Raw genomic sequence first — 15,815 nt, forward strand, 5'->3', positions numbered from 1 at the left:
CTCATGTACCGGCAACCCAAGACGCGATAGAAGCGGTACAGCTCCGGCGTCAGTTCGCCTTGATGAAGTCGACAAACGCACGCAAAGGCGCAGGCACCAGACGCCGCCCCGAATAGTAGAGAAATGGGCCCGGAAAAGCGGGCCACCAGTCTTTGAGAACAGGTTCGAGCGCACCACTTTCGAAATGCGGACGTAGCCAGTCTTCGAAGAGAGAGACCAGTCCGGTCCCCGCAACGGCGGCATCAACGAGAAGATCCACGGCCCCGCCGACCTGAACCAGCAACGGGCCGGTGGGATCGACGCGCACCACTTCGCCATGCCGCTCATATTCCCAGGGCGGCATCGCCCCACTCGCAAAACGCCCGCGAAAGCACGCGTGGCCGAGCAGATCGCGCGGATGCGCCGGGCGCCCGCGACGGTCGAGGTAAGCCGGCGAGGCGGCAGTCGCGAAGCGCTGAGTGCGCGGGCCGATCGGCACGGCGATCATGTCCTGCTCCAGCCGCTCGCCGTAGCGGATGCCCGCATCGCATCCGGCCGCCAGCACATCGACAAAACTCTCCTCGGCGATGACTTCCAGCTGAATCTCAGGATAGGCGGCGAGAAAGCCAGGCACGATGGCGGGAAGGATCAGGCGCGCCGCACTGAGCGGCACGTTGAGCCGAAGCGTGCCCGCCGGCCGGTCGCGGAAGGTATTGACGACGTCGAGTGCCGCTTCCACTTCGTTCAACGCGGGGCGCAGACGTTCGAGCAGGCGCTCGCCCGCCTCGGTGGGCACCACGCTGCGCGTCGTGCGGTGCAGAAGTCTTACACCGAGCCGCGCTTCCAGCCGGCGGACCGCCTCGCTCAGCCCGGACGCGCTGGAGCCGATGGCGCGAGCCCCCTCCCGGAAGCCCTTCGCCCGCGCAACCGCCACAAAAGCGTTCAAATCAGAGAGATCGATCTGCATTGTGCGTATCCCCGTACAACCTGTGCGGATTATGATGGCTTATCGACCAATGATTCAAGTTCTAAGCTCTGGTCATCCACTGCAAGGAGAACGGTATGTCCAGTGTCCAGTCATCCGGTGCATTCAAGCTCGGCGATTCCGTCGTCAATCGGCTCGGTTACGGCGCCATGCAGCTCGCAGGTCCCGGCGTATTCGGACCGCCCAGGGATCGCGACGCCGCGCTGGCGGTATTGCGCGAGGCGGTTGAATCCGGCGTCAATCACATCGATACCAGCGACTTCTACGGTCCCCATGTGACCAATCAATTGATTCGCGAGGCGCTGCATCCGTATCGCGACGATCTTGTCATCGTGACCAAGCTCGGCGCGCGGCGCGGCGACGATGCCTCATGGCTGCCCGCGTTTTCAGCCGACGAACTGACCCGCGCGGTGCACGACAACCTGCGCAACCTCGGCCTCGACACACTGGACGTGGTCAATCTGCGCAGCATGTTCGGCGTGCACGGGCCCGCGGAGGGATCGATCGAAGCGCCGTTGACTGCGCTCGCCGAATTGCAGCGACAGGGGCTCGTGCGTCATATCGGACTGAGCAACGTCACGCCCACGCAGATTGCGCAAGGGCGACAGATCTGCGAAATCGTCTGTGTTCAGAACCACTACAACATCGCGCATCGCGCCGACGACGCCTTGATCGACGATCTCGCCCGCGATGGGATTGCCTACGTGCCCTTCTTCCCGTTGGGCGGTTTCACGCCGCTGCAGTCATCGAGCCTCTCCGACGTCGCTGCCCGTCTCGGGTCGACTCCCATGCAAGTCGCCCTTGCCTGGCTGCTACGCCGCGCGCCGAACATTCTGCTAATTCCCGGCACGTCGTCCGTTGCGCACCTGCGCGAGAATCTGGCCGCTGCCACGCTCGATCTGCCGGACGATGTGATCGCGCAACTCGATCAAATTGGAAAAGCCGGTGTTGCCGGGCAGGAATGAGCGCGGTAGATTAGTAATGCGAATTACATCCGATTTGACAACATAGCCGGATTGGCCCTCAGCACGTCCTGCTTCATCGCCATATCGAGGTACCGTTCAGAAATCGCTTCTACGCGTGGGCCGACACGTTACCGACACTACGTCATTGGGAAAAGACGCGTCCGGCCACCAACGATTAAGCCGCGGGCACTTGCGATCGAGCGACCGCCCCAAAGCATTCCGCCCGGGGATACCACCACGCGGACACTAATCAACCTCATGCCGGACGTGCATCGATCCACGCCCGCGCTGCGTCGAAGCCCGCCTCCGCGGCTGCGTGCTCAGTCGTCCACAACCGGTCGATATGGACGAGTTGCCAGTCGAGCACGACCGCATCGCCCTTCAGCACGCGAAAATGCGCCTTCACGCCCGTCAGCACCTGCTCGACCGCAACCTCGATGTCGCAGTCCTTGTAGTGCTCCTCGTAGTCGCCCATGTCGAGGCCCTTCGGCTCCATGATCCGTCTCCGTCATAAGCAGACAATCCATCCTAGCACTCCCCCGCGCGCGACTGCCGCGCGGCGGACACCAGCACCGACTTCACCAGCGTCGTCATTTTCGGGCGCCCTTTCACTTTCATAACGAGTACGACGCTCGAACGCACGCCACTGCAGTCACAGCCGCGATGCGCCGATATAATGGCGCACGCCCTGAACGGCCCAACAGGCCGTAACGGGCGCCACTTCGCGCGGTTTTACGCGCCACGTGCCGATGCTTTGCACCTTCGCTTTTTCATATGCAAAAACTGATTCTGCCGTTCGTATCGGGCTTTCTGGCGTCGCTGTTCTTTCGCGAAGCTACGCTCGCGCTGCTGCATGCGGCACAGTTCATCGACGCATCGGGCTTTTCGACACAACCGTTCGTGCCCCTCGGCTTGCCGGAGTTTCTCGTGAACGCCTTCTGGAGCGCCATCTGGGCCGTGCCGATGGCGTGGCTGCTGCGCGTGTCGCCTTCGCGGCCCGCGCCGTGGGTGCCGGCGTTCGTATTCGGCGGCCTCGTGCTCACGGCGGGGATGGTGTTCGTCGTCGATCCGTTGCGCGGCATCTGGCCGAGCGGCAACATGCTGCCGCGCCTCGCGATGGGGTTTGCGTCGAACGCCATGTGGGGATGGGGTGCACTCGTGTTCATGCGTGCACTGATGAGCGAAACCGTCGAGGACTGAACGACGCGCGCCCGGCAGACAAGTGAGGCGCGGCTCACTCCATCAAATCGCGCAGCGGATGGTCCTCGACCGTCCATGGGCTCTCGAACATTTTCTCGACGTCGCTCGCCGTCACATCCTCGATGCGCGCGAAACGCCACGTCGGACGATTGTCCTTGTCGATGATGCGCGCGCGTATCCCTTCCATCACATCGCCCTGCGCGAAACTCGATCGCGTGAGATCGAGATCGCGGCGCAACACGTCCGCCATCGAGTCCTCCGCGCGCGACACGACTTCCAGCGACACCGCCATCGACAGCGGCGAACGCTCGCGCAGCACACCGATCATCTGTCCGGCCCACTCGGCCTCTGATGTGTCGGGGCTTCCGGCGTCACGCGTCGCGGCTTCAAGCGACGCCAGGATAGCCGGTACGTCCGTGTGCGAAAAATGCCTGTCGATCCACGCTCGTGCCGCCGCAAGCGCACATGCGTCCGCGGTCTGCTGCGTGATCTCGGGAGTCGCGGCCTCGCGCCGGATACGCGCGACGAGTTCCTCGCCCGACGCGAACGGCTCCGTTTCCAGTGTATCGATGAGCGCCGGCCAGGCGGCATCGTCGAGATAAACGTCTGCGAGACCCGCGTAAAGCGCGCAGGCGGCGTCGACCGTCTCGCCGCTCACAGCAAGATAGCGGCCGAGCGCACCAGGCGTGCGCGCGAGAAACCAGCCCATGCCCACGTCCGGAAAGAGGCCGATGCGCGTTTCAGGCATCGCCACACGCGTCGACGGCCCCACCACCCGCAGACCGCCCGTGCGATAAGCGCCCTGCGATATGCCCATGCCGCCGCCCATCACCACACCGTTCATAAACGCGACATAGGGCTTCGGATAGGTAAATATCGCGTGATTGAGGCGGTATTCGTCGGAGAAGAACGCGTCGAGCGCAGCCTGATCGCCGGCGCGGAATGACTCGTAGAGAAAACGGATGTCGCCGCCGGCGCAAAACGATCGCGCGTGACGCGAGAGCACGACCACCGCGAGCACGTCCGGATCGTCGCGCCAACGCACGAGCGCGGCGAGCATCGCGTTGACCATGCCCGTGGTAAGCGCGTTGAGCGCCTGCGGACGCTCAAGCTCGATAAAGCCGATGCGGTTTGCTACGCGGGCGACGACGTACTGGTCATCGTTGCTGGCAGAAAGGGCTACCGGTGACATGGCGACACGAGAAATCGAAAGTCCAGTGAAAACACTCGACGTTAGCGAGGTCAGGCTTGTGAGGCTATCACGTCGTCGATGCCTTCGTTCTCTTCGCGACGCACGTTCCAGCGTCCGTTGGCGCGCCGGCTTGCGCACCTGACCAGGCGTCCAGTGCCGCATCCACGACTTGCCCAAGCGGAGAGCGCGGAAAACCGGGACAAGTGAGCGAAAGCGCCACCATGCCGTGCAGCGTTGCCCAGAACGCCTCGGCGCGCGCCGCCCCATCGGCGCCATGCACTGCATCGAGGGCATCGGCAAATAACGCCACAATCTGTCCGCCCGGATCCGCGGCGCCGGGCACGTCGATAAACACCGCCCGATAAGTCTGCGGATGCGCCCTCCCGAATGCCACATACGTTTGGGCGAGTGCGCGAAGACGTTCGCGCGGATCCGCGATCAGCACGAGCGGTTCGAGCTGCGCAAGCAGTTGCGCATGGCCCTCGTGACCGAGTGCGCGCGCGATCTCGTCGCGGTTTTCGAAGTACAGGTAGATCGATGCCGGCGAGTAGCCAATCGCATCAGCGATCTTGCGCATCGATAGCGACGTAAAGCCATCGCGCGTCACGATGCGCCGCGCGGCATCGAGAATGCGAGCGCGCAGCGCCTGTCGCAATGCCGGTTGCTGGACGGCGTTTGAGGAGCCTTTTTGGTCGGGAATTCCCATTGTGGGCAATTGCCATTGTCGCGGGCGCACGCGTCGATGCGCCCTGGACGGCGTTACGCAGCGAGACGTCCCGGAGGAAAATGCCCGCTCTTGAGCAGGACGGGCGTGCCGTTGCTGAGTTCGAGGTGCGCGCGGGCCACCTGCTCGATGCGCGCGCGCCCAGCGTTGAAAGCCTTCATCGACGCATCGCGGCTCGCGGCCGGCGCGCCAAAATGATCTTCGAGCGCCTCCACCGAAATCGCACACGGCACGCGTGCGCCATCGACGAATGCGGCGAACACGACGGTCAGATTCGAATCGCGATAGAGCGGCGCGTCGGAAGAAAAGCGGATGTCCATCTCGAGCCTCGTCGGCAATTCATCAGAAGAAAATCCGCACCGGCGGCCGGCGGGAATGACCGCCAATGTTACGCCTTGCCCCACTGCGCCGTCGCGAACGTGCGTGCGGGTGCGCACACGGAAGCAGACGAATGCCGCCGGTTCCTTCGACGCTAATAGTTGGCCGCGCGCTGCTCGCGCAACCACGACACCTCAGTGCGCTTCCATCTTCGAGAAGACGTTGAGCACGACGACACCCGCCACGATCAACCCGAGGCCCAGCACGGCGGGAAGATCCGGCACCTGACGGTAGAGCGCCATCGCGACCAGCGTGATCAGTACGATGCCCACGCCGGACCACACCGCATAGACGATGCCCACTGGAATGGTCGTCAGCGTGAGCGCAAGCCCATAGAACGCGAGCGCGTAACCCGCGACGACAATCAACGAGGGCACGAGGCGCGTGAAGCCGTTCGATGCCCGCAGCGCGGACGTCGCGACGACTTCGGCGATGATGGCGACGACGAGCCAGGTCCACGCGTTCAGCCGCATCGCGTCACGCCTTTCCGAGGGCAAGCTGGGCGTACTCAACGCCGAGGTGCGCGCATAGCGCTTCGACGACGAGTTCGTGATCGGCGCGCTGAGGCAACCCCGACACCGTCACCGAGCCGATCACCCCTGCCCCCACAACGGCAAGCGGAAACGATCCGCCGTGTGGCGCATAGTCGACAACGGACAGGCCGTGCTTCTCGGCGAGCGTGGTGCCCGCTTGCTGCATGCGCAGGCCGATCGAGTACGAGCTGCGCCGGAAATGCTCGACGACGCGCGACTTGCGCCGCACCCAGTCGACGTTGTCGGGCGTCGTGCCTTCAAGCGCGCTGAAGAAGAGCGGTTGCCCGAACGTACGCACATCGATGGCGACCACCAGCGAACGCGCGACAGCGAGTTCGTGCAGATGTGAACCGAGTGCCCACGCACGGGCTGCGTCGAACCGGGGGAAAACGAGCGCCTGTTCCTGCGCGGCGATCGTCTGCAGATCGTGTGCGATGTCCATGGAGACGAACCGTAATGGCGACGGCGCTGCTGCAACGCCGGGACGTAGCCGCCCGGAAGTAAGCTGGCGCCGACTGGATTTACGATTCTAGCCTGGCCCCAGATGTCCTCGCTGCGGCAAGCGTTTCTCAATCGGGCTGCAGTCGGTTAGAAGGCGAAACGTCGATTCATGTTGCAATATGGTTTCAATAGCCTTATAATTCTTTTCTTCGACGGACGCGGGGTGGAGCAGTCTGGCAGCTCGTCGGGCTCATAACCCGAAGGTCGTAGGTTCAAATCCTACCCCCGCAACCAAAGCCTTTTAAGGCTTTGCGCGATTCAGCCAAGTTTCGAGAACGCGATTTTTCCCCGAATTTGGGCTCTACGTGGGCAAAACCCACGTATATCCTGCAAGCATCCGTCGCGCCAATGAACCCGCCTTCGTGCGGGTTTTTTGTTGTCCAGTGAAATCCGCCCCGAGCAGACGTTCATATTTTTGGAGGCTTTTCCATGAAGAAACACGCACTCGTACAGTTGGCGTTCGTCTCTGCCTCTATCAGCCTGACCAGCACCGCACACGCGGCTGATGTCAATGTCGGCATCAATGTGGGTACGCCCGGCGCTGTTGTGGTCGCGCCGCCGCCCGCCGTCGTCGTCACGCCCGGATGGCACGGCGACCGCTATTGGGACGGTCGTCGCTACTGGAACCGGGACGAATGGGAAAAGCACCACCACCACGATAAGGGTTGGCACTGCCCGCCCGGACACGCCAAAAAGGGCGAGTGCTGATCCGGCTTCCAGCCAGGAACACGCAGGATGAAGAAACCCGGCCTCGCGCCGGGTTTTTGTTTTCGGGTAGCCGATCGCGCTGCGCAGCCTGCTGGTTCTAACGCCACTCACGCTGCAGATCCCCCAGATCCTCTTCGAAGTCCGGATATGCGGGTGGCGCACGTCGAGTCTCGGTTTCCAGTTTTCGGAATCCTTACTAGTTCACCGCCACATCGCCTGATGGCCTGGAGCGCCACACCGGTCACGTCCGGCCGAATTCGATTCGCGTGTATTCGATCTTCACGCGCCCCGTCTCACGCATCGCCGATTGCCACGAAGTGCTGTTGCGACGACATCGTTTTCGCAAGGCATGTCGGACGACTTTGCCTCCATCCCCACGTCCCGTATCGACCATCGAGCAACCGAAAATCCTCCGCGCGACTCGAGTGTAAGAATATGTAATTGAAAGCAAATGGACATGGCTCCGCCGCAATACCCCTGCAAATTTACGTGGTTTCGCACGATGTTCCTCAACATACAAACGAGGTGAACGATGAAAGAGGCAAGCAGGTGGTCGGCAGGTCTGGTGGCGCTCGGAGCAGGCGCACTCGCCTTAAGTGGCGTACTCGCGCCGGCACAGGCGAGTGAGACGCATGAGATCAAACACGTCTTGCTGATCAGCTTTGACGGCTTGCATGAACAGGACGTCGCGCGCTGCATCGCGGGCAATACCTGCACGAATCTCGCACTTCTCGCGAAATCTGGCGTCACGTATACAAATGCCTATACGCCGGGTCTTTCCGATTCGTTCCCCGGCCTCTCCGCGCTCGTGACGGGTGGTTCGCCAAAAACCGCCGGCCTTTTCTATGACGTTTCGTATGACCGGACGCTTTACGCGCCCAGCGACACAGGTTGCGTCGGCAAGCAGGGCTGGAACGTCGTGTTCGACGAGACGACGGGTATCGACGGTGAAAACGGTGGCGCGCTCGTGCATCTGGACGGCGGCGGCGCGTTCAATCCTCAAGCGATTCCGCACGCGCGCGAGGGCGGCAAATGCGTTCCCGTCTATCCGCACAACTACGTGAAGACGAACACGATCTTCGAGGTCGTCAAACAGCACGTTCCCAATTCGCACACCGCCTGGGCCGACAAACACGCGTGGGGCTACGACTGGCTGAATGGCCCGTCCGGTCACGGCGTGGATGATCTGGCGCGCACCGAGATCAATTCGATCGACCCCGCCACGAACAGCTATTACCTCGACACGTACACGCACACCGAAAAGTTCGATGATTACCACGTGCAGGCACTCATCAACGAGATAGGTGGCAAGGACTCCACGGGCACTCGCAACGAGCCCGTGCCGACGTTGTTCGGTGCGAATTTCCAGACGCTGAGCGTGGCGCAAAAGGCCACGGTCGCCACGGGCGGCGGCTATCTCGACGCCGATTTCACGCCGGGTCCGCAAGTGGCTGGCGCGATCAACTACATCGACAATTCGCTCCGCAGAATCGTTGACGCGCTCAAGCAGCAGAATCTCTACAATTCGACGCTCATCATCGTGACGGCCAAGCACGGCCAGTCGCCGACCGATCACACGAAGCTCGTGAAGAACGGCGACACGCTCACGAAACTGCTTGAAGCAAACAACTATCTCGACCCGAATGGCAACTTCGGCCAGTTCAACACGGCGAGCGGCAATCTGAACGATGGCACGGGTCTCGTCGACACTGGCATGGTCCAGACCGACGACGTGGGCCTCATCTGGCTGCGCGATCAATCGCAGCGCGACGCCGTGATCGCGACGCTCAAGCAGAACCTCTCGTGCAACGCACCCGGCATCTGCGCGGATGGCCCGCAAGCGTACATCCTCTCAGGTAACGCACTGGCGTCGCGCTTCGGGGATCCGGCGCAAGGCCGCACGCCCGATATCATCGTCCAGCCGAATCCGGGCGTGATCTACACGTCGAGCAAAACGAAGGATGAGGAGCATGGCGGCAACGCGCCCGACGACAGCCATCTAGGCCTCGTCGTTTCGTTCGCGGGACTGCACCATGCGGGTCACCGTGTCGATGAGCGCGTCCAGACCACGCAGGTTGCGCCCACCATCCTCAAGGCGCTCGATCTCGATCCGCACCTGTTGCACGCCGTTGCAGTTGAAGGCACGGACACGTTGCCGGGCCTTGGCCTGAGAGGCGGCGATTAACACGTATGATCCCTCGGGCCGGCGCTTCCCACGAAGCGCCGGCCCGCGAGCAAGCTCACGCCTCACGCCTGTACGCGAACCCGTCCAGGAAGCAACCGGCTCACACAGGCAAGCGGCAGCGCCGTGAACGTGACATGCCGTTGCATGTCGAACAATCCTTGCGGTCAGCCGCTACGTACCGCCCGGCGACAATCCGGTGACGCGGCGCGCACCTTCCCGATCGCATACTCGTTTCTGCTATTTTTGGCGCTTCTGACGCGAGACTGCCTTGAAGTGCCTGCCACAATAGCTGCCGCCCCGTACCGCCCGCCGCCCTCCCGGCCGCCCCCGCCGCGGTGATACACTCGTATCACCCTTCCCCCCATCGTGCTCATGAAATTCTGCTCGACTTGCGGTCAGACGGTCAGCCTGCTCGTACCGCCCGGCGACAATCGCGAACGGTTTGTCTGTTCGGCCTGCGGTACCGTGCATTACGAGAATCCGCGCAACGTGGTCGGCACCGTCCCCGTCTGGGAAGACAAGGTGCTGCTCTGCCGCCGCGCGATCGAACCGCGTTATGGCTACTGGACGCTCCCCGCCGGATTCATGGAAATGGGCGAGACCACGTCCGAAGCGGCCGTACGCGAGACGCTCGAAGAAGCCGGCGCGCGCGTCGAAGTGCAGAGTCTTTTTTCGCTCCTGAACGTGCCGCGCGTGCATCAGGTCCATCTGTTCTATCTCGCGCGCCTGCTCGACACCAATATCGCCGCGGGAGAAGAAAGCCTCGAGGTCCGGCTCTTCGAAGAACACGAGATTCCGTGGGACGACCTCGCGTTTCCCACGATCGGGCAGACACTCCGGTTCTTCTTCGCCGATCGTCAGTCGGGCAGCTACGGGCTGCATACCGGCGATGTGCTTCGCTCGCTGCGCGAGCCCTGACTCAAGTCCGCCGATGGTTCCCTGGCTCGGGCCCGAAGACCCGTTCCCCAGCGTGGAGCGTTCGCTCGGCATGAACAGCGGCGCACCCGGCCTGCTCGCGGCAAGTGCCGATCTGCTGCCGTCGCGCCTCGTCGACGCCTACCGTCACGGCATCTTCCCGTGGTATTCGGACGGACAGCCCGTGCTCTGGTGGAGCCCCGATCCGCGCATGATCCTGCGACCTGACGAGTTCAAGGTGTCGCCGTCGCTGAAAAAGACGCTTCGGCGCGTGCTGCGCGACGATGCATGGGAAATCCGCGTCGACGACGATTTTGCCGCCGTGATGCGCGCGTGCGCGAACGCACCGCGCCGCGGCCAGCGCGGCACCTGGATCACCACCGAAGTGATCGACGCCTATTTGACGCTGCACCGCATCGGCGACGCGCACAGCATCGAGGCCTGGTGCGACGGCGCACGCGTGGGCGGACTCTATGGCGTCTCGCTCGGCACGATGTTTTTCGGCGAATCGATGTTCGCCTCCGTCACCGACGCCTCCAAGATCGCACTCGCCGCGCTCGTCGCGCATCTGCGCAGGCACTGCGTCGCGCTGATCGACTGCCAGCAGAACACGGCGCACCTCGCCTCGCTCGGCGGGCACGAGATCGCGCGCAAAGCCTTCATCGCCCACGTGCGCGCAACGGTCGACGCACCACGCATTCCGTGGCGCTTCGACAAGCGCGTCCTCGCCGATCTGGTGGGAAGCGGCGGCGCAGTCCCGGCTGCCTGACCATACCGCCGCCCGAAGGTGGAGGCGTTGCGCGCACGGCGCAGTGCCGTGCAATTCAATGGATTCCGGCTCGGCGCCGATGTTAGACTGAAGATAGAACACGCCGCCGGAGCGGCCTGTGCTGGAAACCGCGCTGGAAACCACGCTGGAAACGGCGCTGGAAACCGCGCACACAGGCCGCAAGCGCCATCCCAGCGACGATCCGAACTGCCATGAGAGCTGCCAACGTGACGCATCCTAACGAGCTGCCGCTTTCACCCCTTTCGGCGCTGCAGTTCTACGCAACGGCGCCCTACCCCTGCAGTTATCTGGCGGGGCGTATCGCGCGCTCGCAGGTAGCGACGCCAAGCCACCTGATCAACTCGGACGTCTACACGGATCTCGTGAAGGCAGGTTTCCGGCGCTCGGGCGTCTTCACCTACCGACCGTATTGCGACGGCTGCCGTGCCTGCGTTCCGGTGCGTGTTCCAGTCGCGCTCTTCACGCCGAACCGCACGCAGCGCCGGGTCTTGCGCCATCATGGCCCCCTCGTGGCGACGGTCGCGCCGCTGCACTACGACGAAGCGCACTACGCGCTCTACATGCGATACCAGTCGGCGCGCCACGCAGGCGGCGGCATGGACCGCGACAGCCGCGACCAGTACGAGCAATTCCTTCTGCAAAGCAGGATCAATTCGCGCCTCGTGGAATTCCGCGAGCCCGACACGCAGAACCCGGAAAGCCCCGGCTTGCTGCGCATGGTTAGCATGATCGACATCCTGGGGGACGGACTTTCGTCGGTCTACACGTTCTTCGAACCCGACGAGCCGCACACGAGCTACGGCACCTACAACATCCTGTGGCAGATCGAGCAGGCGCGCAGTCTGCAACTGCCTTACGTGTACCTCGGCTACTGGATCCGCGAAAGCCCCAAAATGGCCTACAAAGCGCACTTCCGGCCGCTCGAAGGTCTACTCGACGGGGTCTGGTCCACGCTCGATCCCGATCTGGCGCGTGAAGCGCGCTAGAAACGTGCCGTGCCTCGCGCGCGCCGCCCGGTGTGCGCAATGCCGTTAAAATAGCGGGTTCTCATTTTCCGGCGTCCGCGCCCTCTGCCCGTGTTCAGCTCCCTCTATCCGTTCCTGCGCAACCAGCTCTTTCGTCTGGACGCCGAAGACGCCCACCATCTGACGCTGCGCGCCATCGGCGCGGCCGGCCGCACCGGCATGGCCGGGCTCCTCGCGCCGCGCGTCCCCGACGCGCCGCGCACCGTGATGGGTCTCACCTTCCGCAATCCGGTCGGCCTCGCCGCCGGGCTCGACAAGGAAGGCGCGGCGATCGACGGGTTCGCGGCGCTCGGTTTCGGCTTTATCGAGGTGGGAACCGTGACGCCCCGCCCGCAGCCGGGCAATCCGCGTCCGCGCATTTTCCGGCTGCCGCAGGCGGGCGGGATCATCAACCGCATGGGTTTCAACAACCACGGTGTCGAGCAGTTTGTGAAGAACGTGCAGGCCGCACGTTATCGCGGCATCCTCGGCCTGAACATCGGCAAGAACGCCGATACGCCCATCGAGCGCGCCGCCGAAGACTATCTCTTCTGCCTCGAACGCGTCTATCCGTTCGCGAGCTACGTGACGATCAACATCTCGTCGCCGAACACGAAGAACCTGCGCCAGTTGCAGGGCGCTGGCGAACTCGATGCGCTGCTCGCCGCGCTCAAGGACAAGCAGCAGCGTCTCGCCGACCTGCACGGCAAGCTCGTGCCGCTCGCGCTGAAGATCGCGCCGGACCTCGACGATGAGCAGATCAAGGAGATCGCCGATACGCTCCTGCGCCACAAGATCGAAGGCGTGATCGCAACCAATACGACGCTCTCGCGCAGCGCCGTGCAGGGCCTGCCGCACGCGGACGAGACGGGTGGCCTTTCGGGGCGGCCCGTGTTCGATGCGTCGAATGCCGTGATCCGCAAGCTGCGCGCCGAACTCGGCGCCGACGTACCGATCATCGGCGTGGGCGGCATCTTCTCGGGGGAGGATGCGCGCGCGAAGATCGACGCGGGCGCCTCGCTCGTGCAGTTGTATACCGGTTTTATCTACCGCGGTCCGGCGCTCGTCGGCGAATGCGTGCGCGCTCTGGCCTCGGGCCGCGCCTGACGATATAGTTGCAGCCAACGCGCGGCGCTCGCTGGCCGCGCCGCGCAGGCAACATCGCCCTGAAACCGCCGCAAAACAAGAGGAAAAAGATGAAGCTCGCCCTGTTGAAGAAACTCCTTGTGGCCGCGCTGATCGGCGCGTCGTTCGTCTCGGCCAGCGCACAGGCCGACGATCTGCTCGACCAGGTGAAAGCGCGCGGCACGCTGCGCATCGGCCTCGAAGGCACGTTCCCGCCGTTCGACTCGAAGGCGCCGGACGGCCAGCTCGTCGGCTACGACGTGGATATCGCGAAGGCTGTGGCCGCGAAGCTCGGCGTGAAGCCCGAGTTCATCACGACCGAATGGAGCGGAATCATCGCGGGCCTGCAGGCCGGCAAGTTCGACGTGATCGTCAATCAGGTGGGCGTCACCGACCAGCGCAAGGCCGTGCTCGACTTCTCGCCGGCGTATACGTACTCGGCCGCGCAACTCATCCAGCGCAAGGACGATACGCGCGCGTTCAAGTCGCTCGATGACCTCAAGGGCAAGAAGCTCGGCGTCGGACTCGGCACCAACTACATGGACATGGCGAAGTCCGTGCCGGGCATCGACGTGAAGACGTATCCGGGCGCCCCCGAATATCTGCGCGATCTCGCGGCCGGCCGGCTCGATGCGGCGCTCAACGATCGCCTGATGCTCGCGTACCTGATGAAAAATTCGCAGTTGCCGCTGCGCACGGGCGCGATCGTCGGCAATGGCAACCCGTCCGCGATCCCCTTCAAGAAGGGCAATCCGAAGTTCGCCAAGGCCATCGACGACGCGATGACCCAGCTCGAAGCCGACGGCACGTTCACGAAGATCTCGGAGAAGTGGTTCGGCATCGACGTGAGCAAGCCGGTTACGCAATGAACGTCACCGTGACCTGACGCCTGACGCGGGGCGGCATCGCACGATGCCGCCCCTTGTTTTTTTGGTGCGCCCAAACGGTCTTCCTCAACCTCGATCCGTTCGCCCATGCCCATCACTACGCTCATCATCCAGTCACTGCCGGTGCTCGCGCAGGGCGCAGTGCTGACGGTCAAGTTCGCCGTACTCTCGATGATCTTCGGCCTCGCCGGCGGCATCGTGCTCGCGCTGATGGGCATCAGCACGAACCGCGCGCTGCCGCGCATCGCGCGCGTCTATATAAGCCTCATGCGCGGCACGCCGCTTCTCGTGCAGATTTTCGTCGTCTACTATGGACTGCCGAGCATCGGCATCTCGCTCGAACCGACGCCCGCCGGTGTGATCGCGTTGTCCGCGAATGTGGCTGCGTATCTCTCCGAGAGCATGCGCGGCGCGATTCTCGGCATTCATCGCGGGCAGTGGCTCGCGGCATACAGCCTCGGCCTGTCGAGGCGCCAGACGCTGCGCTACGTGATCGCGCCGCAGGCGCTGCGGATCGCGGTGCCGAGTCTCTCGAACAGCCTCATCAGCCTCATCAAGGACACCTCGCTCGTCTCGGTGATCACCGTGACCGAGTTGCTGCGCAGCGCGCAGGAAATCATCGCGTCGACTTACCAGCCGCTGCCGCTCTATCTCGCGGCTGCCGCGTTCTACTGGCTGCTGTGCCAGGTGCTGGAATGGCTCCAGCACTGGTACGAGAAGCGCCTCGCGCTGCCTGCGCGGCACTGAGGATCAACGCGCGCGCGAGACCGTTACACGCGGCTCTCGCGCGGGCGAAACGCGACCCGACCGCAGGCACGGTTCCCGCGCGGCACGTCACAACGACGCTACCGCGCAAGCCGCGCACCGGCGTCGCTCAACGCTGCACGGCAGGCTCCGGCGACAGCGCCCGCTGAAGTTCGTCGGCCGTATATTCGATCATCGCCAGCGCAGCCGCTTCGGCTTCCTTCGCCTCGCGCCGCTCGATCGCGTCAACCACGCGTCCGTGCGCCTGCACGATGTTGCGCCAACCATCGTCCCGCTCGTTGAGGATCGGGTTCACGAGCGACAGCGCGCCACGAATGATCGCCGCCATCTGCTGAAAAAACTGATTGCCGCTCGCGGCAAGAATGCGTGTGTGCAGCAGCGTATCGGCCGCCTGGCAGCCTGAGTCGCCGGGACTCGTCTGGCTCAGCGCCTCGAACGCGTCGCGGATGCCCACAATCTCCGCCGCACTCGCGCGCGTCGCCGCGAGCCCGCACGCGGCCGGCTCAATCAGACCGCGAAACTCGATCACGTCGCGCAAAAACGTCTTGTCCGGCTTCGCGCGAAAACGCCAGCTCACAACGTCTTCGTCGATCATGCGCCAGTCTCGCATCGGCCGTATGCGCGTGCCGATCTTCGGCCGCACATCGAGCATGTGCCGCGCGAGCAGCATGGAAAGCGCCTCGCGCATCACCGTACGGCTCACGTCGAATTCCTTGGACAGCACGTCCTGCGGCGGCAAGACGGCGCCATAGCGGTCCTCGACGATGCCTGCGATCAGGCCGTCCATGACCTTGCTGACGAGCGAGCGTTCCTTGTTCACCAGTTCCATGAGACTCCCCCGATTCGGCGGTATCGCCCCTGTTTGCGGGTTACTGCGGGCCCTTGTGCGTCGTCGACCAATACCGGTACGTTGCATGGTGATTGCATACCTCACCAGCCAGGATATCTCCTGACGAGACTATCGCCTGAAAAACGCCCT

19 protein-coding genes and 1 tRNA gene are annotated in these 15,815 nt (G+C 63.7%); 12 read left to right on the plus strand and 8 right to left on the minus strand.

Annotation, left to right across the window (positions count from 1 at the left end; translation table 11 throughout):
* Nucleotides 1-49 precede the first annotated feature (49 nt).
* Nucleotides 50-946, minus strand: a complete 897-nt coding sequence (locus D1Y85_RS08840; protein ID WP_124150673.1) for a LysR family transcriptional regulator — start codon at nt 944-946, stop codon at nt 50-52.
* Nucleotides 947-1,041: 95 nt separating this feature from the next.
* On the opposite strand from D1Y85_RS08840, the gene D1Y85_RS08845 reads away from it, so the two are divergent.
* On the plus strand, nt 1,042-1,929 hold the full coding sequence (locus D1Y85_RS08845) for an aldo/keto reductase family oxidoreductase (protein ID WP_124150674.1): 888 nt from the start codon (nt 1,042-1,044) through the stop codon (nt 1,927-1,929).
* A gap of 256 nt (nt 1,930-2,185) precedes the next feature.
* Here the strand turns inward: D1Y85_RS08845 and D1Y85_RS08850 are convergent, their stop codons facing one another.
* Nucleotides 2,186-2,425 (minus strand): hypothetical protein, encoded by a 240-nt coding sequence (locus D1Y85_RS08850; RefSeq protein ID WP_124150675.1) that lies wholly within the window; start codon nt 2,423-2,425, stop codon nt 2,186-2,188.
* A gap of 278 nt (nt 2,426-2,703) precedes the next feature.
* Here D1Y85_RS08850 and D1Y85_RS08855 point away from each other — a divergent pair, with 278 nt between their 5' ends.
* Nucleotides 2,704-3,129: a hypothetical protein gene (locus tag D1Y85_RS08855; RefSeq protein ID WP_124150676.1), complete on the plus strand. Its 426-nt coding sequence runs from the start codon at nt 2,704-2,706 to the stop codon at nt 3,127-3,129.
* A 34-nt stretch (nt 3,130-3,163) separates the two neighbouring features.
* Here the strand turns inward: D1Y85_RS08855 and D1Y85_RS08860 are convergent, their stop codons facing one another.
* The 5 genes from D1Y85_RS08860 to D1Y85_RS08880 all read right to left on the minus strand — a co-directional run bounded on the left by D1Y85_RS08860 (nt 3,164) and on the right by D1Y85_RS08880 (nt 6,398).
* Nucleotides 3,164-4,321 (minus strand): enoyl-CoA hydratase/isomerase family protein, encoded by a 1,158-nt coding sequence (locus D1Y85_RS08860; protein ID WP_124150677.1) that lies wholly within the window; start codon nt 4,319-4,321, stop codon nt 3,164-3,166.
* A gap of 67 nt (nt 4,322-4,388) precedes the next feature.
* Nucleotides 4,389-5,027 carry a TetR/AcrR family transcriptional regulator gene (locus tag D1Y85_RS08865; RefSeq protein ID WP_124150678.1) on the minus strand — a complete coding sequence of 213 codons (639 nt, stop codon included), beginning with the start codon at nt 5,025-5,027 and terminating at the stop codon, nt 4,389-4,391.
* 53 nt (nt 5,028-5,080) lie between these two features.
* On the minus strand, nt 5,081-5,365 hold the full coding sequence (locus tag D1Y85_RS08870) for a DUF1488 family protein (RefSeq protein WP_124150679.1): 285 nt from the start codon (nt 5,363-5,365) through the stop codon (nt 5,081-5,083).
* Nucleotides 5,366-5,557: 192 nt separating this feature from the next.
* Entirely contained in the window at nt 5,558-5,890 is a 333-nt protein-coding gene (locus tag D1Y85_RS08875; RefSeq protein ID WP_425466910.1) for a DMT family transporter, read from the minus strand.
* Nucleotides 5,891-5,900: 10 nt separating this feature from the next.
* Nucleotides 5,901-6,398 carry a heme-degrading domain-containing protein gene (locus D1Y85_RS08880; RefSeq protein ID WP_124150681.1) on the minus strand — a complete coding sequence of 166 codons (498 nt, stop codon included), beginning with the start codon at nt 6,396-6,398 and terminating at the stop codon, nt 5,901-5,903.
* 216 nt (nt 6,399-6,614) lie between these two features.
* Here D1Y85_RS08880 and D1Y85_RS08885 point away from each other — a divergent pair.
* From D1Y85_RS08885 to D1Y85_RS08925, 10 genes are all read left to right on the plus strand, one after another.
* Nucleotides 6,615-6,691: transfer RNA gene (locus D1Y85_RS08885), tRNA-Met, on the plus strand.
* Nucleotides 6,692-6,886: 195 nt separating this feature from the next.
* The gene (locus tag D1Y85_RS08890) at nt 6,887-7,165 is read left to right on the plus strand and encodes a hypothetical protein (RefSeq protein ID WP_124150682.1); all 279 of its coding nucleotides are present in this window, start codon (nt 6,887-6,889) and stop codon (nt 7,163-7,165) included.
* Between the two features lie 532 nt (nt 7,166-7,697).
* A complete protein-coding gene (locus D1Y85_RS08895) occupies nt 7,698-9,350 on the plus strand; it encodes an alkaline phosphatase family protein (RefSeq protein ID WP_124150683.1) in 1,653 nt (550 codons plus the stop codon).
* Nucleotides 9,351-9,722: 372 nt separating this feature from the next.
* Nucleotides 9,723-10,268: an NUDIX hydrolase gene (locus D1Y85_RS08900; protein ID WP_124150684.1), complete on the plus strand. Its 546-nt coding sequence runs from the start codon at nt 9,723-9,725 to the stop codon at nt 10,266-10,268.
* Nucleotides 10,269-10,281: 13 nt separating this feature from the next.
* Nucleotides 10,282-11,034 (plus strand): leucyl/phenylalanyl-tRNA--protein transferase, encoded by a 753-nt coding sequence (gene aat / locus D1Y85_RS08905; protein ID WP_124150685.1) that lies wholly within the window; start codon nt 10,282-10,284, stop codon nt 11,032-11,034.
* 118 nt (nt 11,035-11,152) lie between these two features.
* The gene (locus D1Y85_RS27885) at nt 11,153-11,275 is read left to right on the plus strand and encodes a hypothetical protein (RefSeq protein WP_281278270.1); all 123 of its coding nucleotides are present in this window, start codon (nt 11,153-11,155) and stop codon (nt 11,273-11,275) included.
* Nucleotides 11,262-12,041, plus strand: a complete 780-nt coding sequence (locus tag D1Y85_RS08910; protein ID WP_124150787.1) for an arginyltransferase — start codon at nt 11,262-11,264, stop codon at nt 12,039-12,041. The genes D1Y85_RS27885 and D1Y85_RS08910 overlap by 14 nt, the downstream gene beginning before the upstream one ends.
* A gap of 90 nt (nt 12,042-12,131) precedes the next feature.
* Nucleotides 12,132-13,166: a quinone-dependent dihydroorotate dehydrogenase gene (locus D1Y85_RS08915; RefSeq protein ID WP_124150686.1), complete on the plus strand. Its 1,035-nt coding sequence runs from the start codon at nt 12,132-12,134 to the stop codon at nt 13,164-13,166.
* Between the two features lie 89 nt (nt 13,167-13,255).
* Complete coding sequence (locus tag D1Y85_RS08920; protein WP_124150687.1) at nt 13,256-14,053, plus strand: transporter substrate-binding domain-containing protein; 798 nt, start codon at nt 13,256-13,258, stop codon at nt 14,051-14,053.
* Nucleotides 14,054-14,158: 105 nt separating this feature from the next.
* Nucleotides 14,159-14,818 (plus strand): amino acid ABC transporter permease, encoded by a 660-nt coding sequence (locus D1Y85_RS08925; RefSeq protein ID WP_124150688.1) that lies wholly within the window; start codon nt 14,159-14,161, stop codon nt 14,816-14,818.
* 127 nt (nt 14,819-14,945) lie between these two features.
* Here D1Y85_RS08925 and D1Y85_RS08930 read toward each other — a convergent pair whose 3' ends face one another.
* Complete coding sequence (locus D1Y85_RS08930; RefSeq protein ID WP_124150689.1) at nt 14,946-15,665, minus strand: FadR/GntR family transcriptional regulator; 720 nt, start codon at nt 15,663-15,665, stop codon at nt 14,946-14,948.
* Between the last annotated feature and the right edge of the window lie 150 nt (nt 15,666-15,815).

This window comes from Paraburkholderia dinghuensis (genome assembly GCF_003837865.1).
GTDB lineage: Bacteria > Pseudomonadota > Gammaproteobacteria > Burkholderiales > Burkholderiaceae > Paraburkholderia > Paraburkholderia dinghuensis.

What these genes read in the sequence shown, in the direction of transcription:
- D1Y85_RS08865 (WP_124150678.1), bottom strand. Translation starts at nt 5,027, where the DNA reads ATGGGAATTCCCGACCAAAAAGGCTCCTCAAACGCCGTCCAGCAACCG.
- D1Y85_RS08925 (WP_124150688.1), top strand. Translation starts at nt 14,159, where the DNA reads ATGCCCATCACTACGCTCATCATCCAGTCACTGCCGGTGCTCGCGCAG.
- D1Y85_RS08860 (WP_124150677.1), bottom strand. Translation starts at nt 4,321, where the DNA reads ATGTCACCGGTAGCCCTTTCTGCCAGCAACGATGACCAGTACGTCGTC.
- D1Y85_RS08895 (WP_124150683.1), top strand. Translation starts at nt 7,698, where the DNA reads ATGAAAGAGGCAAGCAGGTGGTCGGCAGGTCTGGTGGCGCTCGGAGCA.
- D1Y85_RS08900 (WP_124150684.1), top strand. Translation starts at nt 9,723, where the DNA reads ATGAAATTCTGCTCGACTTGCGGTCAGACGGTCAGCCTGCTCGTACCG.
- D1Y85_RS08870 (WP_124150679.1), bottom strand. Translation starts at nt 5,365, where the DNA reads ATGGACATCCGCTTTTCTTCCGACGCGCCGCTCTATCGCGATTCGAAT.
- D1Y85_RS08855 (WP_124150676.1), top strand. Translation starts at nt 2,704, where the DNA reads ATGCAAAAACTGATTCTGCCGTTCGTATCGGGCTTTCTGGCGTCGCTG.
- D1Y85_RS08890 (WP_124150682.1), top strand. Translation starts at nt 6,887, where the DNA reads ATGAAGAAACACGCACTCGTACAGTTGGCGTTCGTCTCTGCCTCTATC.
- D1Y85_RS08920 (WP_124150687.1), top strand. Translation starts at nt 13,256, where the DNA reads ATGAAGCTCGCCCTGTTGAAGAAACTCCTTGTGGCCGCGCTGATCGGC.
- D1Y85_RS08850 (WP_124150675.1), bottom strand. Translation starts at nt 2,425, where the DNA reads ATGGAGCCGAAGGGCCTCGACATGGGCGACTACGAGGAGCACTACAAG.
- D1Y85_RS08845 (WP_124150674.1), top strand. Translation starts at nt 1,042, where the DNA reads ATGTCCAGTGTCCAGTCATCCGGTGCATTCAAGCTCGGCGATTCCGTC.
- D1Y85_RS08840 (WP_124150673.1), bottom strand. Translation starts at nt 946, where the DNA reads ATGCAGATCGATCTCTCTGATTTGAACGCTTTTGTGGCGGTTGCGCGG.
- D1Y85_RS08880 (WP_124150681.1), bottom strand. Translation starts at nt 6,398, where the DNA reads ATGGACATCGCACACGATCTGCAGACGATCGCCGCGCAGGAACAGGCG.
- aat (WP_124150685.1), top strand. Translation starts at nt 10,282, where the DNA reads ATGGTTCCCTGGCTCGGGCCCGAAGACCCGTTCCCCAGCGTGGAGCGT.
- D1Y85_RS08930 (WP_124150689.1), bottom strand. Translation starts at nt 15,665, where the DNA reads ATGGAACTGGTGAACAAGGAACGCTCGCTCGTCAGCAAGGTCATGGAC.